Origin of the sequence: Burkholderia lata, assembly GCF_902499335.1 — a bacterium.
Lineage (GTDB): Bacteria > Pseudomonadota > Gammaproteobacteria > Burkholderiales > Burkholderiaceae > Burkholderia > Burkholderia lata_B.
In genome coordinates this window covers 391,100-412,781 of record NZ_CABVQK010000001.1, presented here as the reverse complement: position 1 = coordinate 412,781, position 21,682 = coordinate 391,100, and the positions used below count along the sequence as shown (strand labels likewise).

Genomic DNA, 21,682 nt, shown 5'->3' with positions numbered 1-21,682 from the left:
ACAAGGGGTGCACGATGAATCAGGATCATTGGAACCAGGTGGATGCGTATTTTTCCGCGACGCTCGTGCCGTCCGACGACGCGCTCGACGCCGCGCTGGCGGCGAGCGACGCGGCCGGGCTGCCCGCGATCAACGTCGCGCCGAACCAGGGCAAGCTGCTGCAACTGCTCGCGACGATCCGCGGCGCACGCCGGATCCTCGAGGTCGGCACGCTCGGCGGCTACAGCACGATCTGGCTCGCGCGCGCGTTGCCGCCGGGCGGCAAGCTCGTGACACTGGAACTGAACCCCGAGCATGCAAAGGTCGCGACGCGGAACATCGCGCGTGCGGGGTTCGCGGAAGTCGTGACGGTGGTGGTCGGCAGCGCGAAGGACAGCCTCGCGCGGCTCGTCGACGCGGGTGAAGCGCCGTTCGATTTCATCTTCATCGATGCGGACAAGGACAACAACCCGGTCTATCTCGACGCGGCGCTGAAGCTGTCGCGGCCCGGCACGGTGATCGTCGTCGACAACGTCGTGCGCGGCGGGCGTGTGGCCGATCCTGACAATCGCGAGCCCGACGTGGTCGGCGTACGCGACGGGTTCGCGCGTCTCGCGGCCACCCCGAACCTCACGACGACCGCCGTGCAGACGGTCGGGCAGAAGGGCTGGGACGGGTTCTCGATTTCGATCGTCGGCGCGTAGTCGGTGCGTAATGTGATGGCGGTACGTGCGTGCGGTCGTACCGCACGCTAGTTCTTGTCGGGATTCTTCTCTTCGCACTGGTCGGGATCGTCGCGCAGCACGATGCGGCGGATGCGGCCGTTGTCGTAGAACGGGACATCGGGGCAGAACTTCATGCCGGCGCGGGTTTGCGTGCGCTTCCACGTGACCTTCTCGGTGCGCACCAGCGTCGGCGCATGGCCGGGTGCGCCCGGCTTCCAGATATCGATGTACACGCGCGACATCCACGGCGAATCGTTCGCCTCGCACTCCTTCGGGTTGCCCAGTGTCGAACGCAGCCCGGTGTCGGTCTGCTCGATACGCTGCGGAAACTCGATGTAACCGTCGCCGTAGCCGGGCACGACGTAGCAATAGCGGCGCGTGTTCCCGTCGAGCACCGGCAGCATGTAGCTGCTGGCCGAGTCGACCTCCTTCACGTCGTTGCCCTGCCAGCGGTAGGTTGTCACGCCATGCTCGCAGCAGCTCGCGCGCCAGCTCGTCCAGATGATCCGGTGCTGGGGATCGAAATCCGGCGACGTGATGCCCTGCAGCCCCTGCGGCGCATCGACGAAGCGCCGCGTTTTCGGATCGTAAATCCACGTCTGGTAGGGAATGTTTGGGCTCGCCCCCATCCCTTGCGCAAGCATCAGGTCGGGCCAGCCGTCGAAGTTGACGTCGGCGAAATCGGGCGTGGACAGGCTGCAGGTGCCTTGCGAATCCGTCTGCAGTGTCTGTACGAGGCGGCCGCGATCGTACAGACGGATCGCGGAGACGTGCGGCGGGTCGTTGCATGAACCGCTGTCGTCCGGCAGCTTGTCCGCGACGAGACGGATCTCATAAGGGAACGGCCGGCCGTCTTGTTTCGGTGCGAGCGAGACGGGCAGTGTGCGCTTGCCGTCCGGCGACGCCCACGTGCCGGTCACGGCGTTGTCGAGGGATGCAGCATGCCACGTACCCGTCACGCGATCGGCGTTCGCTTTCGCGCCGCTGTCGCGTTCCGACAGCGTGGCGCCGTGTGCATCGAGCGTTCCCTTCAATGCGAGCCGATAGCGTTTGTCGGACGTGCAGGGCGCGTAGCAGTACCAGCCCGATACCGTGTCGGCCACGCGCGACAACGACACTTCGACATGCCGGTTGCCGATCGTGCCGGTCCAGTTACGCGACCAGAACGGGATTTCGACCGAATCGTCGGCGCTTGCCGCACGCACGGGCGCCGACGCGAACGTGGTGACGGCGATCAGCGCGAACGCAAGCGCGCCGCGCCAGCCGCGCGTGCGCCACGTCGCGCTCGCATTGCGCGACGCGTCGATGAACGGGAGATACATGGTGCGGCCCTCGGTTTGTTATGGGTTATGTCTGCCGGCGTGTTGCGGTGCGATGCGCGCGTCAGCGGCTCCCCGCCGCATCGGCCCGTCGATACAGGCGTGGCCATTGATCGTCGAACAGGCCGTTGCAGGCGCCGTGCGTGGCGATGTCGGAGAGCATGAAGCGCCGGCCGTCGAAGATCCACGATGCGGTCGAGCCGCAATCGCCTGCACTGCGCAGCCGGACCTTGCTCGACAGCGTCGCGCTGGTGCGGTCGTAGCCGGCCTCGGTCAGCTCGTTCGCGAACGACGCTGAATCGAGTCCCGCGTTCGCGTTCTCGCCGAAATTCATCGCCGTCGGTGCGAACGGTGCCGTGCGTCGCACGCGATACCACAGGTCGGTGTGGTTATACATGCTGCTCGTCTGGCACGGTATCGCGACCAGCGCTTCGTCGGCGGAGATCGCCACGGCGCGCGACGCCTTCTTGCGATCGCTTGCCGACATTTCGTCTTCGACATCGGCCGCGCATTGCTTCACGTCGTCGCCGAACTTTGCGAGCACCGCGTCGACGAGCGGGCGCTGCTCGGCGGCCGACAGGTTCGCGACGGCCGGTGCCGGCGTGACGGCGGGTGGCAGCGCGGGTGCTGCGGGCACCGACGACGCGGGCCGCGTGCCGGGGCGCAGCAGGGCCGTGACGGTGCCGACACGGCCCTGCGTGTCGTCGATCAGCAGCAGCGCGGCACTCAATCCCGTCAACGGCGTGCGAGCGGTTTGTGCCGACGCCGGATCGCCGAAGCTCAGCAGTTGCGCATTGCGCGATGCGGTGAGCCATGCGGCAACCGTTGCCGGATCTGTGGTCCGGACCCGGAACGGGTGTGCTTCGTCATCGTCCGGCTTGCCGCCGAACGCATGCCATTGGGCCGCCATTGCATCGAACGGGCGGCCGTCCACGCGCGTGGTGCGCAGGTCCAGCGGCGCCGACGCGTAGATGTCGAGCGATGCTTGCGCGTCCGGGCCGGCATCGCGCGTCACGCGCAGGATGACGCGGGTGCGTGCGTCGTCGATATCGTCGGCGTGGCTTTCGGCAATGCAACGGTTGCCGTTGTCGCAGACGACCGACCAGTTCTTGAAATCGCGTTCGACCGGCGGCCGCGCGAGCGGGCGAGCCTGGGCAACGATCGGGGAAACGGCGAGGAGGGTGGCGATGGCGAGCGAAAGGCGGTGCGACATGACGGTTCGTATCGACTGTGGATGGGCGGGCGGAAGACGTCGGACGGCAAGCGCATCGTCAGCAAGCGGAGCAGGTCGAAGGCTGCGGCGCATGCGGCGACGCGCTTTACCGAACGGCATCGAGTATACCGCCGCAATGGGCTGCGATCGTGACGGCGACGCGTTGTGTGCGGGCACGTGCATTGCTGGCCTGCATTGATCGGACAAGTGCGAATGCGAAAACGGCGCGACACCCGAGGGCGTCGCGCTGTTCGCTTTTCATCGGCCGTCGACCACGTCGCGCAGGAACGCGTCGAGCATCGCCACGTCGCCCCACGGCCGCTTGTATTCGCGATCGTGTTCGGCATCGGCGAGCATCGTCTCGACGAGCGCGTGGATCGCCGGCCGGCGCGGCCCGTATTCGCTTTCGTTCGCGCTCATCTTCAGCGCGAGCAGCGCGTCGAGCTCCGCGCGCACCGCCGGCTCGTGCACGGTGCCGTCGACGAGATCCGCGAAGCGCATCGGCGGCATCCCGAGCCCCGAGTCGATCCAGCGCACCGCGAGCAGCGGCCGCAACACGTACAGGTACTTCTTGTAACGCACCGTGTCGCCTTGCAGATAGCCGCGGAAGTTCTTCTTCGCCATTGCGAGGTAGTGATGACGCCCCCGCATCGGCGAGAAGAACGCCGACGCCAGCGACCTGAGCCGCGGCGCCCAGCGCGCGTCTTCGCGATACACGACGGGCGAGTCGAGCCATTCGAGCAGCGTCGGGTTCGAGCGGCGCAGCAATTGCAGCGCCTTGCGCAGCTCCCAGCCGCTGACGTCGAGCTCGTCGTCGAGCGGCCGCTCGATCACGTCGCGTTGCGGTTCGACGCTCAGGTACCAGTCGCGCCGGTGCGCATACACGAAGCGCACGTCGTAGTCGCTGTCAGGCGATGCGAACCCCCAGCCGCGGCTGCCCGATTCGCAGGCGAACAGCACGCTCACGTCGTGGCGGCGTTCGACTTCCGCGAGCTCCGCCATCACGCGCGCCCGCACGGCCGGGGCGACCGGGTGCGCGCTGCGCACGGCCGTCAATTTTTCCGTTTTCATTGTTGTTGCTTCCCTTTCGTTGTGCGCGGCCGCCGGCCATCGGCCGCGCACCGCGCTATCCTTTCACGCACACCACCTGGCGCAGCGTATGCACCACTTCGACGAGGCTGCGCTGGGCCGCCATCACCGCGTCGATGTCCTTGTAGGCCATCGGGATTTCGTCGACGACGCCCGAGTCCTTCCGGCATTCGACGCCCTGGGTCGCCTTCACCTGGTCGTCGACCGTGAAGCGGCGCTTCGCTTCGGTGCGGCTCATCGTCCGGCCTGCACCGTGGCTGCACGAGCAAAAGCTTTCCGGGTTGCCGAGCCCGCGCACGATGAAGCTCTTCGCCCCCATCGAGCCCGGAATGATCCCGAGCTGCCCCTTCTGCGCGGACACCGCGCCCTTGCGCGTCACGAGCACGTCTTCGCCGAAGTGGCGTTCACGCTGCACGTAGTTGTGGTGGCAGTTCACCGCGTGTTCGTCGACCGAGAACGGCTTCGTAATCACGCTGCGCGCCGCGCCGATCACCGCATCCATCATGGCCTGCCGGTTGCGGCGCGCGTAGTCCTGCGCCCAGCCGACCGCTTCGACGTAATCGTCGAAGTGCCGGCTGCCCTCGGTGAAATACGCGAGGTTGCGATCCGGCAGGTTCGCGATGTGCTGCCGCATGTCGGCCTGCGCGAGTTCGATGAACAGGCTGCCGATCGCATTGCCGACGCCGCGCGAGCCGCTATGCAGCATGAACCACACGTGGCCCGCTTCGTCGACGCACACTTCGATGAAGTGGTTGCCGGTGCCGAGCGTGCCGAGATGCGCGTAGTGGTTCGTCTTTTCCAGCTTCGGATACTTGTCGACGATCCGCTGGAAGCCCGGCTGCAGCGACTTCCACGATTCGGTCACGGCAGCCGGCGTGCGGTCGCCCCACGCGCCCGGGTCGCGGCGGCCCGGCGCGCGGCCGTGCGGCACCGCGCGTTCGATCGCGCTGCGCAGGCCCGCGAGCGAATCCGGCAGGTCGGACGCCGTCAGCGTCGTGCGCGCGGCCATCATCCCGCAGCCGATGTCGACGCCGACCGCGGCCGGAATGATCGCGCCCTTCGTCGGGATCACGCTGCCGATCGTCGAGCCCTTGCCGAGGTGGACGTCCGGCATCACCGCGACGTGGCTGAAGATGAACGGCATCTGCGCGGTGTTGCGCAGTTGCGCGCGTGCTTCGTCTTCAACGGCCACGCCTTGCGTCCACATCTTCACCGGCTTGCCGTTGGCCAGTTCCATCACCTGGTAATCCATTTCACTCATGTTCATCACCTTGCTACCTTGTTCATGAGGCACGGCGCCCGTGCGCCGTGCCCGTTCATTCATTGCGCGCCCTTGATGCTGACGAGTCCGTTCAGCACCTGGTCGAGACCGCCGAACACCGAGATGCGGTCGATCCGTTCCGCGACGCGCTCGAGCGTTTCCAGCTCCTTGAGCCGCAGCGCGGTCGGGTTTTCTTCCATCACCTTCGCGGTGTTCAGCAGCGAACGCGTGGCTGCCGTTTCCTCGCGGCGGCGAATCACGTTCGCCTGTGCGGACTTCTCCGCTTCGACCACCTGCGCGAGGATCGTCTTCATGTCGCCCGGCAGCACGATATCCTTCACGCCGACGCTGCGCACCTCCACGCCCGATTGGCCGAGGCGGGCACGCACCTGCGTGATCACGACGTCGTCGATCGACTGCTTGTCTTCCAGCAGTTCGTCGAGCGAGCGCGTGCCGACCGCCGATCGCAGCGCGAACTGCAGCTCGCGATACAGGTGTTCGACCGGCTTCTGCAACTGGCCGAACGCATGCAGCACGTCCGCATAGCACCACGTCGCCGACAGGTTCAGCCGCAGCGCGACCTTGTCGCGCGTCAGGATTTCCTGTCCGCCGACTTCGAGCGCCTGCAAACGCAGGTCGACGAGTTCGATCGCGACGTCGCGATTGAAGCGCCAGAACGCTGCCACGCCTGCGTCCAGCAGCCGCTCGATCTTGCCGTCGATCTTCAGCACGCCGACGTGGTACGCCGGCACCTGCGCCAGCAGCACGCCCGTCAGGCCCGCCACGCCCCGCGCACGCAGCGCAGGTTGCGCGATGCGCTTCACGAGCGCGGCCGGCAGCATGCTGTCCTGCGCGAGATCGACGCGTTCGAGACGGTGCGCGGTCAGGCCGCGCCAGTACAGCCGGCGCGTGCCCGGCGCCAGAATCTCGACGAGCACGTCGTCTTCGTAGCGCAGGCCCGCTTCATCGTCGGCGAGATCCATCGCGACGAAGTACTGCGCGAGCACGTCCGATGCGTCGTGACGCAGGTAGTCGGCCAGTGCCGCGTCGGCGAGCGGCGCGTCGAGACGCGCGGTCTGCACCGACAAACGCTTGAACGGATCGAAGGCCTTGAACACACCCGGTTCGAGCACCTTCACGAAATCGCCCTCATTCATCAGCAGCGCGCGTTCGTTCTTTTTCACTACATGTCGCATCCACATATTCTTGTCCTTTTCTTCATTGGCCGCCGGGTGACACGCATCGTGCGGATCGCGGGGCGACGCAACCGGGCGGGCGGCGCGCTGGCCCGGCGCCGAAGGGCACGGCGACGCATCCTGCATCGCGTCGTCGTGCGCCTTTGCGCGGGCCGTGCGGCCGCCCGGCCGATCGCGCGGAACCGCAACCGGTCCGACGCGCGGCGGGCCTTGCGGCCCGCACCGGCGGGTACTGCTTTCATTACAAAGCTGTCCTTGCGGACAGCGTTCGAGCGGGATTCGAACCCGCTACACACCGGCTTGCGCCGGCTGCTCTACCTATGAGCTTCCGAACGGAGGGCGCCCCGGGACTCGAACCCGGGCGAAGCTCCTTGCGCGCCCGTTTGCCTTCGTCTGCCCATGGCGGCATGCACTGCCGCGACGAACCAGGTTCGGCGGCGGCGCACCAGCAGGGCTTTGTGAACCCTGGCTCGTGGGCCAGCGGGACATCCGGCGCTTTCTATTAAGCGAGGAGCGTGCCAGCGGGTGGTTTGATGCTCGAGAAAAATCTCAAGCCGTTGAAGTAAAAGGGGAAATTATTTCAAGTGGCGGGTGGGGCTTGCAAATCCCGTGGTAGCTCGATCAGGAAAATTCGATACAATCAGATCGCTTCTTATCCTATGAGATAAACATGCGAAAGACTGTTGCGATCGGTTTTCTCGGCACCGTGCTCGACCAGGGCGGCGGCTCGCAGCGCCGCTGGCGCAACTGGCGACCGACGATTTCGCTGTGCGAGCAGCGCGACACGCCGATCGACCGGCTCGAACTGTTGCACTCGCCGAACTACGCGCGGCTCGCGAACCGCGTGAAGCAGGATCTGGAGCGCGTTTCGCCGCACACCGACGTGCGGCTCATTCCGATGGAGATTCGCGATCCGTGGGATTTCGAGGAGGTCTACGCGACGCTGCACGATTTCGCGCGCGCCTACCCGTTCGATCTCGACCGCGAGGACTACCTGATCCACATCACGACGGGCACGCACGTCGCGCAGATCTGCTGGTTCCTGCTGGCGGAGGCGCGCTACCTGCCTGCGCGTCTCGCGCAAACGGCGCCGCCGCAGAAGACCGATGAAGGACTGAGCGGGCCCGGCACGATGTCGGTGATCGATCTCGACCTGTCGCGCTACAACCGCATCGCGCAGCGCTTCACGCGCGAGCGCGACGAAACCGTGTCGTTCCTGAAGGCCGGCATCGCGACGCGCAACGCGCGCTTCAATGCGCTGATCGAGCAACTGGAGCGCGTGGCCGTGCGCTCGCGGGCGCCGATGCTGCTGGTCGGGCCGACGGGCGCCGGCAAGTCGTTTCTCGCGAAGCGCGTGTACGAGCTGAAGCGCGGCCGCCATCGGCTCGCGGGCCCGTTCATCGAGATCAACTGCGCGACGCTGCGCGGCGACGCGGCGATGTCGACGCTGTTCGGTCATGTGAAGGGCGCGTTCACGGGCGCGCAGTCGGCGCGGGCCGGGCTGCTGCGCGCGGCGGACGGCGGCCTGCTGTTTCTCGACGAGATCGGCGAACTCGGGCTCGACGAGCAGGCGATGCTGCTGAAGGCGATCGAGGAGAAGCGTTTCCTGCCGGTCGGCGCGGACGTCGAGGCGACCAGCGATTTCGAGCTGATCGCGGGCACGCACCGCGACCTGCGGCAGATGGTGGCGGCCGGCACGTTCCGCGAGGATCTCTACGCACGGATCAACCTGTGGACGTACGAACTGCCGGGGCTGGCCGAGCGGCGCGAGGACATCGAGCCGAACCTCGAATTCGAACTCGACCGTTTCGGCCGCGAGCAGGGCGAGCAGGTGCGCTTCAACGTCGAGGCGAAGCGGCGCTATCTCGCGTTCGCCGCATCGCCGCGCGCGGCGTGGGCCGGCAACTTCCGCGAGCTGTCCGCGTCGGTCACGCGGATGGCGACGCTGGCCGATGCCGGGCGGATTACCGAAGCGCTCGCCGAGCAGGAAGTCGAACGGCTGACGCGCACGTGGTCGTCGCCGGGCGGCGCGGGTGCGTCCGATGCATGCGTCGACGCGGTGTTCGGCGCGCGGGCGGCGGAGCTCGACCTGTTCGACCGTGCGCAGCTCGAACGCGTGCTCGATGTGTGCCGCGCGTCGGCAACCCTGTCGGAAGCCGGGCGCACGCTGTTCGCGGTATCGCGGCAGAGCAAGAAGCAGCCGAACGATGCGGACCGGCTGCGCAAGTATCTCGCGCGGTTCGGGCTGGATTGGGAGGGCGTGCGGCAGGCGCTCGACGGGGCATGACGAGTCCGACGGCGCGGGCGCCGCGTGGAGCCGGAAGGCCTGGCACGCGGCCGACGTGATCGGTTATGCAGCCGCCGCTGCTTGCCGGAACGGCGCCAGGAAGGCCCACTCCGGCTGCGCCGCCGCGACATCCGCGAGCCCGTGCGCGAACGCGTGCGCCGGCAGCCACGGATACCCGAACGCCGCGTGCAGCGCATCGAGTTTCGCCGACTCCGGATCGTCGATCGTATCCATCCGTGCGATATGAATATGCAGCGCGGCAATCCGCGCGACGTCTTCGTTTTCGTCGTTGCCCGCGAACTGCCAGCGGTACGTGCCATGCCCGATCCGCAATGCGCCGTTGTCCTTCTGCCGCATCACGACGAGCCACGACATTCCGCTGACGCCGTGCGGGTCGACTTCGGGTTCCGTGCAGACGTAATAGGTCCGGCACCGCTCGAATCGCTCGCCGAATTCCTCGACCAGCGTACGCGCAATCGCGGCCGCACCCGTCACGCGCGGCGGAAAATCGATATCGTCGTTCGCGAGCGAAAAGCTCAGATCGGCGTCGGCCGCGAAGCAGTCGGCGATCAGCGCGGGCCGGTTCAGGTCCTTCGCGCGCAGATAGCATTCGAGCAGCGCGCGAACCGTTGCAGGATGAAGCGGGAAGGGCATGGACGTGGCTCCTGTATCGGGAAATCGGGGCACATGCACCGGCCGGGCCGGGCCAGGGGCGCATGTGCCTTTGCCGTATAATTTCGTTTCAAAGCTAAATTCGCATGACCGTACGGAGCGTCGAAGTCATGGCCAAGCAGCAAGAGGAGTCCGTTCTGACCATTACCAACCCGGCCTGCCTGATCGACGGCACGGACACGGAATTTCGCCACCTGATCAACGGGCTGCTGCCGTTCGCGGCCCGCCTGCTGTCGGTGCGCGACGGCTTCGGCTCGCTGATCGGCCTCACCGGCATCCAGTATTCGCTGCTCGTCTCGGTCGCGCATCTATCGCACGACGACGTCGTGACCGTCAACCGCCTCGCCGATCACCTGCACCTGAGCGGCGCATTCGTCACGATCGAGACCGGCAAGCTGAAGAAGCTCGGCCTGATCGACAAGCGCTCGGACCCGGACGACAAGCGCAAGATGCGGCTCACGGTCACGCCGGCCGGCTCGAAGCTGCTGAAGGCGCTTACCGATACGCAGCAGCGCATCAACAACGTGCTGTTCGAGGGCGTGACGAAGACCGAATTCAAGGCACTCTGCTCGGTGATCGACCGCCTCGTCACCAACGGCGACCGCGCGACACTCGATCTCGCCCACCTGATCGCGCGCCAGGAAAAAAGCTGACGCGCGCGAGCCGCAGGCCCGCCCGCGATCGCCGGCCGGCCTGATGCACCGGACGCGCTCAGTGCGCGGCCCACTCGATCGTATTCAGGTCGACCCCTTCGAGATGCATGTCCCACAGCGGGCTCAGCGCGCGCAGCTTGCCGACCGTGTCGCGCACCTGCGCGATCACGCTGTCCACTTCGGCTTCGGTCGTGAAGCGGCCGAGCGTGAAGCGGATCGAGCTGTGCGCAAGCTCGTCGCTGCGGCCGAGCGCGCGCAGCACGTACGACGGCTCCAGCGATGCCGACGTGCACGCGGAGCCTGACGATACCGCGACCCCCTTGATTCCCATGATCAGCGATTCGCCTTCGACGAAATTGAAGCTGACGTTCAGGTTGTGCGGAATCCGGCGGGCGAGGTCACCGTTCACGTAAACCTCGTCGAGCGTCGACAGGCCGGCCAGCAGCCCGTCGCGCAATGCGCCGACGCGTCGGCTTTCCTCCACCATCTCTTCCTTCGCGAGCCGGAACGCCTCGCCCATCCCGACGATCTGGTGTGTCGGCAGCGTGCCCGAGCGCATCCCGCGCTCATGGCCGCCGCCGTGCATCTGCGCTTCGATCCGCACGCGCGGCTTGCGGCGCACGTATAACGCGCCGATCCCCTTCGGGCCGTAGACCTTGTGCGCGGTCACCGTCAGCAGGTCGACGTTCAACGCATTCACGTCGACCGGAATTTTGCCGGCTGCCTGCACGGCGTCGCAGTGAAACACGATGCCGCGCGCGCGGCACAGCGCGCCGATCTCGGCGACCGGCTGGATCACGCCCGTTTCATTGTTCGCAAGCATCACCGATACCAGGATCGTATCGGCACGCAGCGCCTGCTGCACCGTATCGAGATCGAGCAGGCCGTCTTCCCGCACGTCGAGGTACGTGACGTCGAAGCCCTGGCGTTCGAGTTCGCGGCACGTATCGAGCACCGCCTTGTGCTCGGTCTTCACCGTGACGAGATGCTTGCCCTTGCCCTGGTAGAAGTGCGCCGCACCCTTGATCGCGAGGTTGTTGCCCTCGGTCGCACCGGAGGTCCACACGATTTCGCGCGGATCGGCGCCGAGCAACGCGGCGACGTGCGCGCGCGCGTCCTCGACGGCCTGCTCGGCATCCCACCCGTAGCTGTGGCTGCGTGAAGCCGGGTTGCCGAACTGCTCGTGCAGGAACGGCACCATTTTGTCGACCACGCGAGGATCGACGGGCGTCGTCGCGCTGTAGTCCATGTAGATCGGGCGGGATTGCATCGAAGCGGCTCCGGAAAGCGGTGTCTCCCGCAGTGCCCGAAAGCACCGGGGAATAGGGTAGCCGCAGTGTACGTGGACATTCACGGGCGCCGCGCAACATCCATCCCGCCAGTAGGGTTGTCTTTCAAACAAAGCTTTCAAGATCAGGGTTTACGACAGCTTGAACCTGCCTCTGTGTTTACATTTAATAAAAGCTAAATAACAAAGCTAAATAACGGTGCTTTGTTGGGCCGGATTCCGCAGCGGAATCCGGCGATGCAACCCAAGGAGGACGAGATGAGCGAGAACCATGCCGGAACCGGCGCGGGTGCCGACGCGCAGCGGCGCTTTCGCACCGCGCTGTCGATGTTCGCGACGGGCGTGGCGGTGATTACCGCCACGCGCAAAGAGGGGATGCCGATCGGCATCACGGTCGCGTCGTTCAATTCGGTGTCGCTGGACCCGCCGCTGATCCTGTTCTCGGTCGACCGTCGCAGCCTGAGCCTCGGCGACCTGGCCGGTGCGGGCGGCTATGCGGTCAACGTGCTCGACGAGACGCAGCAGCACCTGTCGAACTGCTTCGCGAAGGCGAACGGCGACAAGTGGGGCTGGCGTGCCGACACAGCCGATGACGATGGCGCGGTGCTGCTGCCCGACGCGCTGGCGACTTTCGAATGCGAACCCTATGCGCAGTACGACGGCGGCGATCACGTGATCTTCGTCGGCCGCGTGACGCGGCATTGCGCGCGCTCGGAAGGGCGCCCGCTGATCTTCTTCGGCGGCCGCTACCGCACGCTCGACGGCATGCACGTGCCGTCCGCCTGAATGCAAACCACGCTTCATTCCACCCTGGAGGACATCATGATCAAGAACGGGACTCAGCACATCGCGTCGCTGCGCGACGGGCGGCAGGTCTACCTGAACGGCCAGCCGGTCGGCGACGTGACCGCGCACGCGGCATTCCGCAATTCGATCCGCAGCTACGCGAGCCTGTACGACTACCAGGCGCGCGACGAGAACGTCGAGAAGATGACGTTCGTATCGCCCGACTCGGGCAACCGCGTCAGCCGGATCTGGCAACTGCCGACGTCCTATGACGAACTCGTCGAACGCCGCGCCGCGATGGAGGCGTGGTCGGAACTGCATTACGGCTTCATGGGTCGTTCGCCCGATCATGTCGCATCGTGCCTGTCCGGTATGGTCATGGGCGCCGACGTGTTCGAGCAATATGATCCGGCGCGCGCGGGCGCACTGCGCGACTACTACCGCTATGCGCGCGACAACGACCTGTTCCTGACCTACGTGATCGTGAATCCGCAGGCGAACCAGTCGAAGGCCGCGCACGAGCAGGAGGACAAGTACCTCGCGGTCGGCATCGTCGATCAGGATGCCGAAGGCATCACGGTGCGCGGCGCGAAGATGCTCGCAACGAGCGGGATCATGGCGAACGAGGTGTTCTGCAGCTGCATCCAGCCGCTGCGCGAAGGCGACGAGATGTACGCGCTGTCGTTCGCGGTGCCGATGAACGCGAAGGGCATGAAGATCCTGTCGCGCAAGTCGTACGAGGAGAACGCGACGTCGGTGTTCGACAACCCGCTGTCGAGCCGCTTCGACGAGAACGACGCGGTGCTGTATTTCGACGACGTGAAGGTGCCGTGGGAGCGGATCTTCGTCGCCGGCAACACGGCGATGTGCGCGAAGCAGTTCCACGCGACGCCCGCGCACGTGTACCAGAACTACCAGTGCCAGGTGCGCCTCATGACGAAGCTGCGCTTCCTCGTCGGGCTCGGGCTGAAGATCTCCGAGGTCAACGGCACGAACACGTTCCCGCAGGTGCGCGAAACGCTGGGCCAGCTCGCGGCCGAAGCGTCGATGGTCGAGGCGTGGGTCTACGGGATGGAAGCGAAGGGCACCGTCGTCAACGGCTTCTACGTGCCCGATCGCAACATGCTGTACGGCTCGCAGGTCGTCACGCAGCAGCTCTACTCGAAGGTGCTCAACACGCTGCGCGAGCTCGCCGGCGGCGGAATGATCATGCTGCCGTCGAGCGTGCGCGACTTCGAGAACCCCGACCTGCTGCGCATCATCGAGAAGACGCAGAAGTCGCCCGTATGTTCGTCCGAGGAGCGCGTGAAGTTCTTCAAGCTCGCTTGGGATGCGGTCGGATCCGAATTCGCATCGCGCCACAACCAGTACGAGCTGTTCTATGCCGGCGCGTCGTTCGTCACGAAGGGGCATGCGTATCGCACGTACGACTGGCAGCGCGCGTCGCATCTCGTCGATTCGATGCTCGGCAGCTATTCGCTGAACCAGGAACTGTCGACGCCGCGCGCCGCCTGACGCGCCGCGCCTGACTCAACCGCTATCGCTTACAGGAGAGACAGATGGCCATCAACAAGCTTCACGACGAATTCCACACGCTGGACATGCAGCGCGACTGGCGGCTGCCGGAAGGTTACGACCCGGCGTCCGGCGCGCAGGAGCTGATCCTGTCCGGCGCGCTCGATACCGAGCGCAAGCGGGGCAGCCGCACGCGCCTGCTGCGCCTGCCGGCCGGGCTGCATACGAAGAAGCCGTTCGTGCACGACTACTGGGAGGAGGTGTTTCTCGTCGAGGGCGACCTGACCGTCGGCAACGACGAGCACGGCAACGGCGGCACGCCGTTCAAGGGCTACACGTACGCGGTGCGTCCGCCCGGCGCATGGCATGGCCCGTTCAAGTCGAACGGCGGCTGCGTGCTGCTGGAGATCCACTACTACGACCCGGCATAAGCACGGCCGATCAACGACACACGGCGGGCGGCGGCACGCAGCGCGTGCGCTGCCCGCCACGAGGAGCATTCGATGAAAACCATCACGTTCGCGATCGACGGTCGCGACGGCCGCACCGAGCGCGCGATCGCGATCGACACGCTCGTGATCGCGGGCTGGACCGGCCGCGACACGGTCGCCATGGAGAAACACATCCGCGAGCTGGAGGAACTGGGCGTCAAGCGCCCGGCGACGACGCCCGTGTTCTACCGCGTCGCGGCCGATCGTCTCGATCCGTCGCCCGCGATCCGGGTGTCGGGCGGGCAGAGCAGCGGCGAAGCGGAGTTCGTGCTGGTGCGCGACGGTGGCGAAACGTTCGTCGGCATCGCGTCCGACCACACTGATCGTGAAGTCGAGACCTACGGGATCACCGTGTCGAAGCAGATGTGCGGCAAGCCGTGCGCGAACACGCTGTGGAAGTTCGACGACGTGGCCGGGCACTGGGATCAGCTCGTGCTGCGTGCATATGCGACGATCGACGGCGAGCGCGTGCTGTATCAGGAAGGCAAGGTGACGGCGATGCGCGCACCGGACGACCTGCTCGCGCAGTTCGCGCGCCACGACGGCCGCTTCGTCGACGGCACCGCGATGCTGTGCGGCACGCTTGCCGCGATCGGCGGCATCCGGCCGGCCGAGCGGTTCGAAGTCGAGCTGGAGGATCCGGTGCTGGGCCGCACGCTGCGGCATGCGTATGCGGTGGACACGCTGCCCGTGGCGGGCTGACGCCGTAGAAGAACGCAGGCGCGCTCACGCGCGGCAGATCGCGATGATCTCCGCGCTGGTCGCAGCGTTGAACGGCGCGTGTTGCCAGTCGCCGTACCAGTCCGCCGACGAGAATCCGGCTGCGATCACGCGCGCCTGCAGATCGGGTTGCGCGATGAAGCGCAGCCGGCTCGTGTTCGTCAGCGCCGTATCGTCGCGGCCGAAGCGGTAGTGCGTGTCGAACGTCACGATCGCGCCGTCCACCGAGCGCACCGCATGATGAAGATCGACGATGCCCGATTCGCGCGACTCGACGCTGCGTGCCGAATGCTCCGGCGTCCATGCACGCCACGGCGCGATGTGCGGGTTGCGGGTCTCGAACAGGAAGCGACCGCTATCGGCGAGCACGCGCCGCACACCGCGCAGCGTCGCGTCGATTTCGGGGTCGGTCAGCAGGCACTGGAACGCATGCCCGGTCATCACGACCGCATCGAACGGGGGTATGTCGGGCGGCAGGTTGTCGAGCCCGCACGCGAGCCAGTGCACGGCTTCGGCGTTTGGCTGGCGTCGCGCGTATTCGATCATCGCCGGCGCGGGATCGATCGCGACGACGTCATGCCCGGCCGCCGCGAGCCGGCGCGCGAACGTACCGGTGCCGCAGCCGAGATCGAGGATGCGTTGCCGCCCGGCGCCGATCACGGCGGCGTAGAACGCAAAATCCTGATCGCCCGCGTTGAACAGGTCGTACGCGGCGACGAGGCGCGGGTCGGTGTAGAGGGCTTCGCCGGCGGGCGCCGCGGCGGACGTCATGCGGCCGTGCGGGTCAGCGCTGCTGCACGGCCACGCGCAGCCCGAGCGCGATGAAGATCGAGCCGATGATCTTCCCCTGCCAGCGCGTGAGCCACGTGAGCCGCTTCACGAGGCGGCCGAGCGGGCGGATCGAGCACGCGATCAGCGTCGTGTAGAGCGAGCTGAGCACGACGAAGATCAGCCCGAGCACCGCGAACTGCACGAACGTCGAGCCGCGTTCCGGATGCACGAACTGCGGCATGAACGCGAGGAAGAACAGCGCGGTCTTCGGATTCAGCACTTCGGCGGGAATCGCCTGCAGGTACGCCTTGAGCGGCGTGACGGGCGACACGCTCGGCAGCGACGGATCGGACGGCTTCTCGATCAGCGCGCGCACGCCGAGGTAGATCAGGTACGCGGCGCCGACCACCTTCACGACGTTGAACGCGAGCGCCGAGGTCATCAGCAGCGCCGACAGGCCGACGGCCGCGAACAGCGTATGCACGAAGTCGCCGCTCGCGACGCCGAGGCCGGTCAGGATGCCGGTCTTGCGGCCGCCCTGCACGGTGCGGCTCAGCACGAGCAACACGGCGGGGCCGGGGATCAGGAACAGGCCCAGGACGACGGCCGTGAAGGTGGTCAGGGTGGTCAGGTCGAACATGGCGGCTCCGGCAGGTGGGCGCAGCGGCGGGGGATCGGGGCATTGTATTCGCTTCGGCGCGCGGCTGCAGACGCAGCCCGGGCAGCGTCCCGGTGGCAGGGCCGCGCCGGCCCCTTTCTGGTATAAGCACGAAAGGGCGCGGTCAGCGCGTCCGGCTTCCTCCATCGTCCACCGTTTCATGCGCAAGCTTCCACCGACCACCGATCCCGCAGCGGATGACGAAGTCTTCCACGTGCCGCGACCGCTCGTCGTGTTCGGCGGCTCGGTCGTCGAGCCCGAATGGCGGCTCGAGCGGCACAGCCATCCGCAGGCGCAGTTGCTCTACACGTTGAGCGGCGTCATCTATTGCGAGATCGACGGCGGCGTGTGGAGTGCGCCGCCGCAATGCATGGTGTGGATTCCGGGCGACGTCCCGCATGCGGCGCGCGGCTCGGCCGGTGCGACGTTCTACGCGGTGCTGGTCGAACCCGACGCGGCGCTCGACCTGCCCGCGCGCTGCTGCACGCTGTCGGTGTCGCCGCTGCTGCGCGAGCTGTTGCTGAAGGCGGCGAGCTTCCCGAACCTGTACGACGTCGACGGGCCGCAGGGGCGATTGATCGCGACGCTGCTCGACGAGCTGGTCGCGGCGCCGGTCGAGGATCTGTACCTGCCGATGCCGGCCGATCGCCGGCTGCGCAAGCTGATCGACCATCTGCTCGACGATCCGGCCGACAAGTCGCCGCTGACCGAACTCGCGCGGCGCGCGGGCATCAGCGAGCGCAGCCTGACCCGGCTCGCGGCGAAGGAGCTCGGGATGAGCCTCGGCGACTGGCGCCGGCGGCTGCACGTCGCGCTGTCGCTGCGGATGCTGACGACCGGCCGCCGCGTGCACCAGATCGCGATCGATCTCGGCTACGAGAGCGCGAGCAGCTTCGTGACGATGTTCCGCAAGGCGACGGGCAAGTCGCCGACGCAATTCCTGACCGATCGACAACGCTGAGCGATGAAGGCCGTGCCGCCGCGCGTGCGTGATTGGCCGGATTGAGCAAGCGGTTGGCCGGGACGATAAATGACGCGGTGGGCCTCGATCCATAAAATGAGAATTGTTCTCATTTGGAGGTCGACATGCACATCACCACGACTGAATTCCCGTTTGTCTGGTTGCGTTACACCGGCTCGACGCACACCGACCCCGCCCGCCTGATCGCCGAACTCGACACGTTGCTGGCGCGTCGCGAACGGTTCGTTCTTCTGACCGACGACGCGCCGTCCGGCGACGATCGCGGTGCGGACGACCACGAACTGCGCAAGCAACTCGCGAAGTGGAGCAAGGCCAACCGCGCGCAGTCGCGCGAATGGATCCCCGCGATGATCGCGATCGAGCCCGACGCGTCGCGGCGCGTGGCGCTCAATGCATTCTCTGGGGCGTTCGAGAAGGTATGGGGTTATCCGCTGAACGCGGCCGCAACCCGCGACGACGCGCTCGCGCTCGCGCAGCGGCTGCTCGACGAACCGGTGCGCGACGCCGTGGCGGCGAACGGCTGAACCGTCTGCCGCGCCGGCGGCGCGGCGTTCCTCGATATGCATGCACGGCGCGCGTTCGCGCGCCGCGGCATGCGGCAAACATGCAGGGGTGTCCGGTGGACAATCCGATCCGCGCGATGCGCATCTTCACGCGCATCGTCGAAATGAACAGCTTTACGCGTGCGGCGGAGGCGCTCGGCATTTCGCGCGCCACCGCGACGCGGACCGTGCAGGAACTCGAAACGGCGCTCGGCATGCCGTTGCTGGTGCGTACGACGCGCGCGCTGCGGGCGACGCCCGAAGGTGATGCGTATTACCGGCGTTGCGTGCGTATCACGGCGGACGTCGACGACCTCGAAGCCAGCATCCGCGGCGCCGCGCTGCATCCGAGCGGGCCGCTGCGTGTCGAGCTGCCTGCGGCGGTGGCGGACGCGATCGTGCTGCCGGCGCTCGGCGCATTTCATGCACGGCATCCCGATCTGGTGCTGACGTTGGGCGTGTCAGGGCGTGCGGCCGATCGGGTCGGCGATGCGATCGATTGCAGCATCCGGCTCGGCGAGCTGCCCGATTCGTCGCTCGTCGCGCGCCGGCTCGGCACGCTCGAGCGCGTGACCTGTGCGAGCCCCGCGTATCTCGACCGCCACGGCGCCCTGCGCACGCTCGACGATCTGGCCGCGCATCGCGCGGTCAGCGTGTCGTCCGTTCCGGGCCAGCGCACGGCCGAACTCGATTTCCTCGTCGATGGCGCGGTGCGCAAGGTGCGGCTCGGCGGGATCGTCAGCGTGGACGACGAGCCGGCGTATCTGGCGTGCGGCGTGCATGGCCTCGGGCTGATCCAGCCGCCGCGCGTCGCTGCTCAGCCGCTGATCGACGCGGGACGGTTGCGGGAAGTGCTGCCGCGCTGGCGGCCCGATGCGATCGCGGTGTCGGCCGTCTATGTGAAGCGCCCGCATGTGTCGCCCGGCGTGCGCGCGTTCGTCGACTGGATCGCCGAGCGGTTCGAGGCCGCGGTGAGCGACCACGTGGGCATGGTCACCGCACGGATGTGGCGGCCGATGACGGATGCCGTGGACAGGGTCGATCAGGTGGATGCCCAGATGGCCGCCGCTTGATCGGCGGGCATCGAATCAGGCGCGTTCAATCGTTCGCAAGGTGGAATGCGGCGCCGATGCGTTCCTGCTCGCGGGCGGGAAGCCCGAGTCTCGTCGCCAGTGTTCTCCATTGGCTGACGATGTTGCGGAAGCTGTCGATGCGCTCATCGGGTTGTCTCGGGGGAGCGGTCGGCTGAAACCGCGCGCGGATTCGGCGGCGGCCGGTTCATATGAAAGTGCCAATATTCTGGCGATTTTTTGACGAAATAGCTGAAATATTGGCTCTTTTGACCGAGCCTCACGTCTGTCGCTCCCGGATCGGCGTGCGTCGTTGCCTGCGTCCCGCTCACCCTCCCAGCTCACCTGCCAGAAAATCGACGAACGCCCGAATCCGCGTGGACATCTGGTGACGCTGCGCATACACCGCATAGATGTCGGCGCTCGGCGTTTCGTGGTCGGGCAGCACGACGACCAGGCGGCCGTCGGCGAGATAGTCGCGCAGATCCCATTCCGCGCGCATCAGGATCCCGTGCCCGTCGAGCGCCCACTTCACGGCGATCTCGCCGTCGTTCGTCGTCAGGTTGCCGTTGATCCGCACGGCTTCCGTGTGGCGTGCCGCGCCGCGCCCGCTCGTCAGGCGCCAGACGCCGTAACCCTCGTCCCCCTGCCGGATGCCGATGCAGTTGTGCCGCGTCAGGTCGTGCGGTGTGCCGGGCGTGCCGTGCCGCGCGAGATACGCAGGCGCCGCGCACAGCAGCCTGCGATTCGGCGCGAGCCGCCGCGCGACGACACGCGTATCGGGCGGCTCGCCGAAGCGGATGCACACGTCGAACGCATCGTCGGTGAGCGGAGGCGGCATCACCGACAACTGCAGTTGCACCGACACTTCCGGGTAGCGCGCGACGAAGCGCGAGATCGCGGGGCCGACTTGATTGCGCCCGAAACCGAGCGTCGCGTTCACGCGCAGCAGCCCTTTCGGGCGTTGCTTCGCGCTGCCGAGAAGTTCGCCGAGTTCGTCCATCTGGTCGAGGATCCGGCGTGCGTAGTCGAGATACACGTCACCTTCGGGCGTCAGCATCATCCGCCGCGTCGTGCGGTTCACGAGCGTCACGCCCGCACGCCGCTCCATCTGCGTGAGGCGCTTGCTGACGGCCGCCGCGGTCAGCCCGAGTTCGCGCGCGGCCGCGCTCAGGCTGCCGGACGCGGCCAGCGTCGAGAAGAAGCCGAGATCGGCAGGCTGGACGGTATCCGCCATGACGGGATTCGTGAATTGAAGTTAAAGATGCTTTGAGTCTAGCACCGGTTACCGCACTTCTGGTTCGGTAAAGTGCATCCACGCTGACGATCAATCGAGGATGTGCGCATGAAGACCTACCGTATCGCAACGATTCCCGGCGACGGGATCGGCAAGGAAGTGGTGCCGGCCGGCAAGCAGGTGCTGGAAGCGCTGGCCCGCGGCAGCGACCGCTTTGCGTTCGAGTTCGAGGATTTCGACTGGGGCGCCGACTACTACCGCCAGCACGGCGCGATGATGCCGGCCGACGGCCTCGACGCATTGCGCGGCAAGGACGCGATCCTGTTCGGCTCGGCGGGCGACCCCGACGTGCCCGATCACGTGACGTTGTGGGGCCTGCGCCTGAAGATCTGCCAGGGCTTCGACCAGTACGCGAACGTGCGGCCGACGCGCATCCTGCCCGGCATCGACGCGCCGCTGAAGCGCTGCGGGCCCGACGACCTGAACTGGGTGATCGTCCGCGAGAACTCCGAAGGCGAATATGCGGGCGTCGGCGGCCGCGTGCACCAGGGCCATCCGATCGAGGCCGCGACCGACGTGTCGATCCTCACGCGCGCCGGCGTCGAACGCATCATGCGCTTTGCGTTCCGGCTCGCGCAGTCGCGCCCGCGCAAGCTGCTGACCGTGATCACGAAGAGCAACGCGCAGCGGCATGCGATGGTGATGTGGGACGAGATCGCGAAGCAGGTCGCGCAGGAGTTTCCCGACGTGACGTGGGACAAGGAACTCGTCGACGCGGCGACCGCGCGCATGGTCAACCGGCCGGCGTCGCTCGACACGATCGTCGCGACCAACCTGCACGCGGACATCCTCAGCGATCTCGCGGCCGCGCTCGCCGGTAGCCTCGGCATCGCGCCGACCGGCAACATCGATCCCGAGCGCCGCTATCCGTCGATGTTCGAGCCGATCCACGGCTCCGCGTTCGACATCATGGGCAAGGGGCTCGCGAATCCGGTCGGCACGTTCTGGTCGGTCGTGATGCTGCTCGAGCACCTCGGCGAAACGGCCGCCGCCGCGCGCGTGATGCAGGCGATCGAGGCGGTGACGGCCGACCCGTCGCTGCATACGCGCGACCTCGGCGGCAGCGCGACGACCGCGCAGGTGACGGAGGCTGTTTGCGAGCGCGTCGCGAACGCGGCGGTCGCGGCCTGACGGCAACGGTGGCGATGCTCAGGCAGGCCGCGACGTA

Annotated in this window: 21 protein-coding genes and 1 tRNA gene; 11 read left to right on the top strand and 11 right to left on the bottom strand. The window is 67.0% G+C overall.

Annotated features, from left to right (window positions below; all coding sequences use genetic code 11):
- Positions 1-14: 14 nt before the first annotated feature.
- Entirely contained in the window at positions 15-683 is a 669-nt protein-coding gene (locus BCO18175_RS01935) for an O-methyltransferase (RefSeq protein ID WP_174979105.1), read from the top strand.
- A gap of 47 nt (positions 684-730) precedes the next feature.
- Here BCO18175_RS01935 and BCO18175_RS01930 read toward each other — a convergent pair whose 3' ends face one another.
- The 6 genes from BCO18175_RS01930 to BCO18175_RS01905 form a co-directional block, all read right to left on the bottom strand.
- Positions 731-2,026 carry an XAC2610-related protein gene (locus BCO18175_RS01930; RefSeq protein WP_174979104.1) on the bottom strand — a complete coding sequence of 432 codons (1,296 nt, stop codon included), beginning with the start codon at positions 2,024-2,026 and terminating at the stop codon, positions 731-733.
- Positions 2,027-2,087: 61 nt separating this feature from the next.
- Entirely contained in the window at positions 2,088-3,236 is a 1,149-nt protein-coding gene (locus tag BCO18175_RS01925; protein WP_174979103.1) for a DUF1176 domain-containing protein, read from the bottom strand.
- A gap of 258 nt (positions 3,237-3,494) precedes the next feature.
- The gene (locus BCO18175_RS01920; RefSeq protein ID WP_174979102.1) at positions 3,495-4,307 is read right to left on the bottom strand and encodes a nucleotidyltransferase domain-containing protein; all 813 of its coding nucleotides are present in this window, start codon (positions 4,305-4,307) and stop codon (positions 3,495-3,497) included.
- A 55-nt stretch (positions 4,308-4,362) separates the two neighbouring features.
- On the bottom strand, positions 4,363-5,586 hold the full coding sequence (locus BCO18175_RS01915) for an RtcB family protein (RefSeq protein WP_302480635.1): 1,224 nt from the start codon (positions 5,584-5,586) through the stop codon (positions 4,363-4,365).
- 59 nt (positions 5,587-5,645) lie between these two features.
- Positions 5,646-6,788, bottom strand: a complete 1,143-nt coding sequence (locus BCO18175_RS01910; RefSeq protein ID WP_174979101.1) for a slipin family protein — start codon at positions 6,786-6,788, stop codon at positions 5,646-5,648.
- 258 nt (positions 6,789-7,046) lie between these two features.
- Positions 7,047-7,117, bottom strand: a tRNA-Cys gene (locus BCO18175_RS01905).
- Between the two features lie 335 nt (positions 7,118-7,452).
- Between BCO18175_RS01905 and rtcR the strand changes: the two genes are divergently transcribed.
- On the top strand, positions 7,453-9,069 hold the full coding sequence (rtcR, locus tag BCO18175_RS01900; protein WP_174979100.1) for an RNA repair transcriptional activator RtcR: 1,617 nt from the start codon (positions 7,453-7,455) through the stop codon (positions 9,067-9,069).
- A 63-nt stretch (positions 9,070-9,132) separates the two neighbouring features.
- On the opposite strand, the gene BCO18175_RS01895 is transcribed toward rtcR, so the two are convergent.
- Positions 9,133-9,723, bottom strand: coding sequence for a nuclear transport factor 2 family protein (locus BCO18175_RS01895; protein ID WP_174979099.1), 591 nt, complete (start codon positions 9,721-9,723; stop codon positions 9,133-9,135).
- 128 nt (positions 9,724-9,851) lie between these two features.
- Here BCO18175_RS01895 and BCO18175_RS01890 point away from each other — a divergent pair, with 128 nt between their 5' ends.
- Complete coding sequence (locus BCO18175_RS01890) at positions 9,852-10,394, top strand: MarR family winged helix-turn-helix transcriptional regulator (RefSeq protein ID WP_174968232.1); 543 nt, start codon at positions 9,852-9,854, stop codon at positions 10,392-10,394.
- Positions 10,395-10,452: 58 nt separating this feature from the next.
- On the opposite strand, the gene BCO18175_RS01885 is transcribed toward BCO18175_RS01890, so the two are convergent.
- Complete coding sequence (locus BCO18175_RS01885) at positions 10,453-11,664, bottom strand: IscS subfamily cysteine desulfurase (protein WP_174979098.1); 1,212 nt, start codon at positions 11,662-11,664, stop codon at positions 10,453-10,455.
- Positions 11,665-11,919: 255 nt separating this feature from the next.
- On the opposite strand from BCO18175_RS01885, the gene BCO18175_RS01880 reads away from it, so the two are divergent.
- From BCO18175_RS01880 to BCO18175_RS01865, 4 genes are all read left to right on the top strand, one after another.
- Entirely contained in the window at positions 11,920-12,468 is a 549-nt protein-coding gene (locus BCO18175_RS01880) for a flavin reductase family protein (RefSeq protein WP_174916069.1), read from the top strand.
- A gap of 36 nt (positions 12,469-12,504) precedes the next feature.
- Positions 12,505-13,983 carry a 4-hydroxyphenylacetate 3-hydroxylase family protein gene (locus BCO18175_RS01875; RefSeq protein WP_174979097.1) on the top strand — a complete coding sequence of 493 codons (1,479 nt, stop codon included), beginning with the start codon at positions 12,505-12,507 and terminating at the stop codon, positions 13,981-13,983.
- A 44-nt stretch (positions 13,984-14,027) separates the two neighbouring features.
- Positions 14,028-14,414, top strand: a complete 387-nt coding sequence (locus BCO18175_RS01870; protein ID WP_011356002.1) for a hypothetical protein — start codon at positions 14,028-14,030, stop codon at positions 14,412-14,414.
- A gap of 72 nt (positions 14,415-14,486) precedes the next feature.
- Entirely contained in the window at positions 14,487-15,176 is a 690-nt protein-coding gene (locus tag BCO18175_RS01865; protein ID WP_174979096.1) for a DUF2848 domain-containing protein, read from the top strand.
- Positions 15,177-15,200: 24 nt separating this feature from the next.
- Here BCO18175_RS01865 and BCO18175_RS01860 read toward each other — a convergent pair whose 3' ends face one another.
- Complete coding sequence (locus tag BCO18175_RS01860) at positions 15,201-15,965, bottom strand: class I SAM-dependent methyltransferase (protein WP_174979095.1); 765 nt, start codon at positions 15,963-15,965, stop codon at positions 15,201-15,203.
- Positions 15,966-15,978: 13 nt separating this feature from the next.
- Positions 15,979-16,605 (bottom strand): LysE family translocator, encoded by a 627-nt coding sequence (locus BCO18175_RS01855; protein ID WP_011355998.1) that lies wholly within the window; start codon positions 16,603-16,605, stop codon positions 15,979-15,981.
- Positions 16,606-16,783: 178 nt separating this feature from the next.
- Between BCO18175_RS01855 and BCO18175_RS01850 the strand changes: the two genes are divergently transcribed.
- The 3 genes from BCO18175_RS01850 to BCO18175_RS01840 all read left to right on the top strand — a co-directional run bounded on the left by BCO18175_RS01850 (position 16,784) and on the right by BCO18175_RS01840 (position 19,220).
- A complete protein-coding gene (locus BCO18175_RS01850; RefSeq protein WP_174979094.1) occupies positions 16,784-17,584 on the top strand; it encodes an AraC family transcriptional regulator in 801 nt (266 codons plus the stop codon).
- Between the two features lie 125 nt (positions 17,585-17,709).
- Complete coding sequence (locus BCO18175_RS01845; protein WP_174916064.1) at positions 17,710-18,129, top strand: ATP--cob(I)alamin adenosyltransferase; 420 nt, start codon at positions 17,710-17,712, stop codon at positions 18,127-18,129.
- Positions 18,130-18,224: 95 nt separating this feature from the next.
- Positions 18,225-19,220, top strand: a complete 996-nt coding sequence (locus tag BCO18175_RS01840) for a LysR family transcriptional regulator (RefSeq protein ID WP_254607942.1) — start codon at positions 18,225-18,227, stop codon at positions 19,218-19,220.
- Between the two features lie 325 nt (positions 19,221-19,545).
- Here the strand turns inward: BCO18175_RS01840 and BCO18175_RS01835 are convergent, their stop codons facing one another.
- Entirely contained in the window at positions 19,546-20,454 is a 909-nt protein-coding gene (locus tag BCO18175_RS01835) for a LysR substrate-binding domain-containing protein (protein ID WP_174916063.1), read from the bottom strand.
- 108 nt (positions 20,455-20,562) lie between these two features.
- On the opposite strand from BCO18175_RS01835, the gene BCO18175_RS01830 reads away from it, so the two are divergent.
- Entirely contained in the window at positions 20,563-21,645 is a 1,083-nt protein-coding gene (locus BCO18175_RS01830) for a tartrate dehydrogenase (protein WP_174979093.1), read from the top strand.
- Positions 21,646-21,682 lie beyond the last annotated feature (37 nt).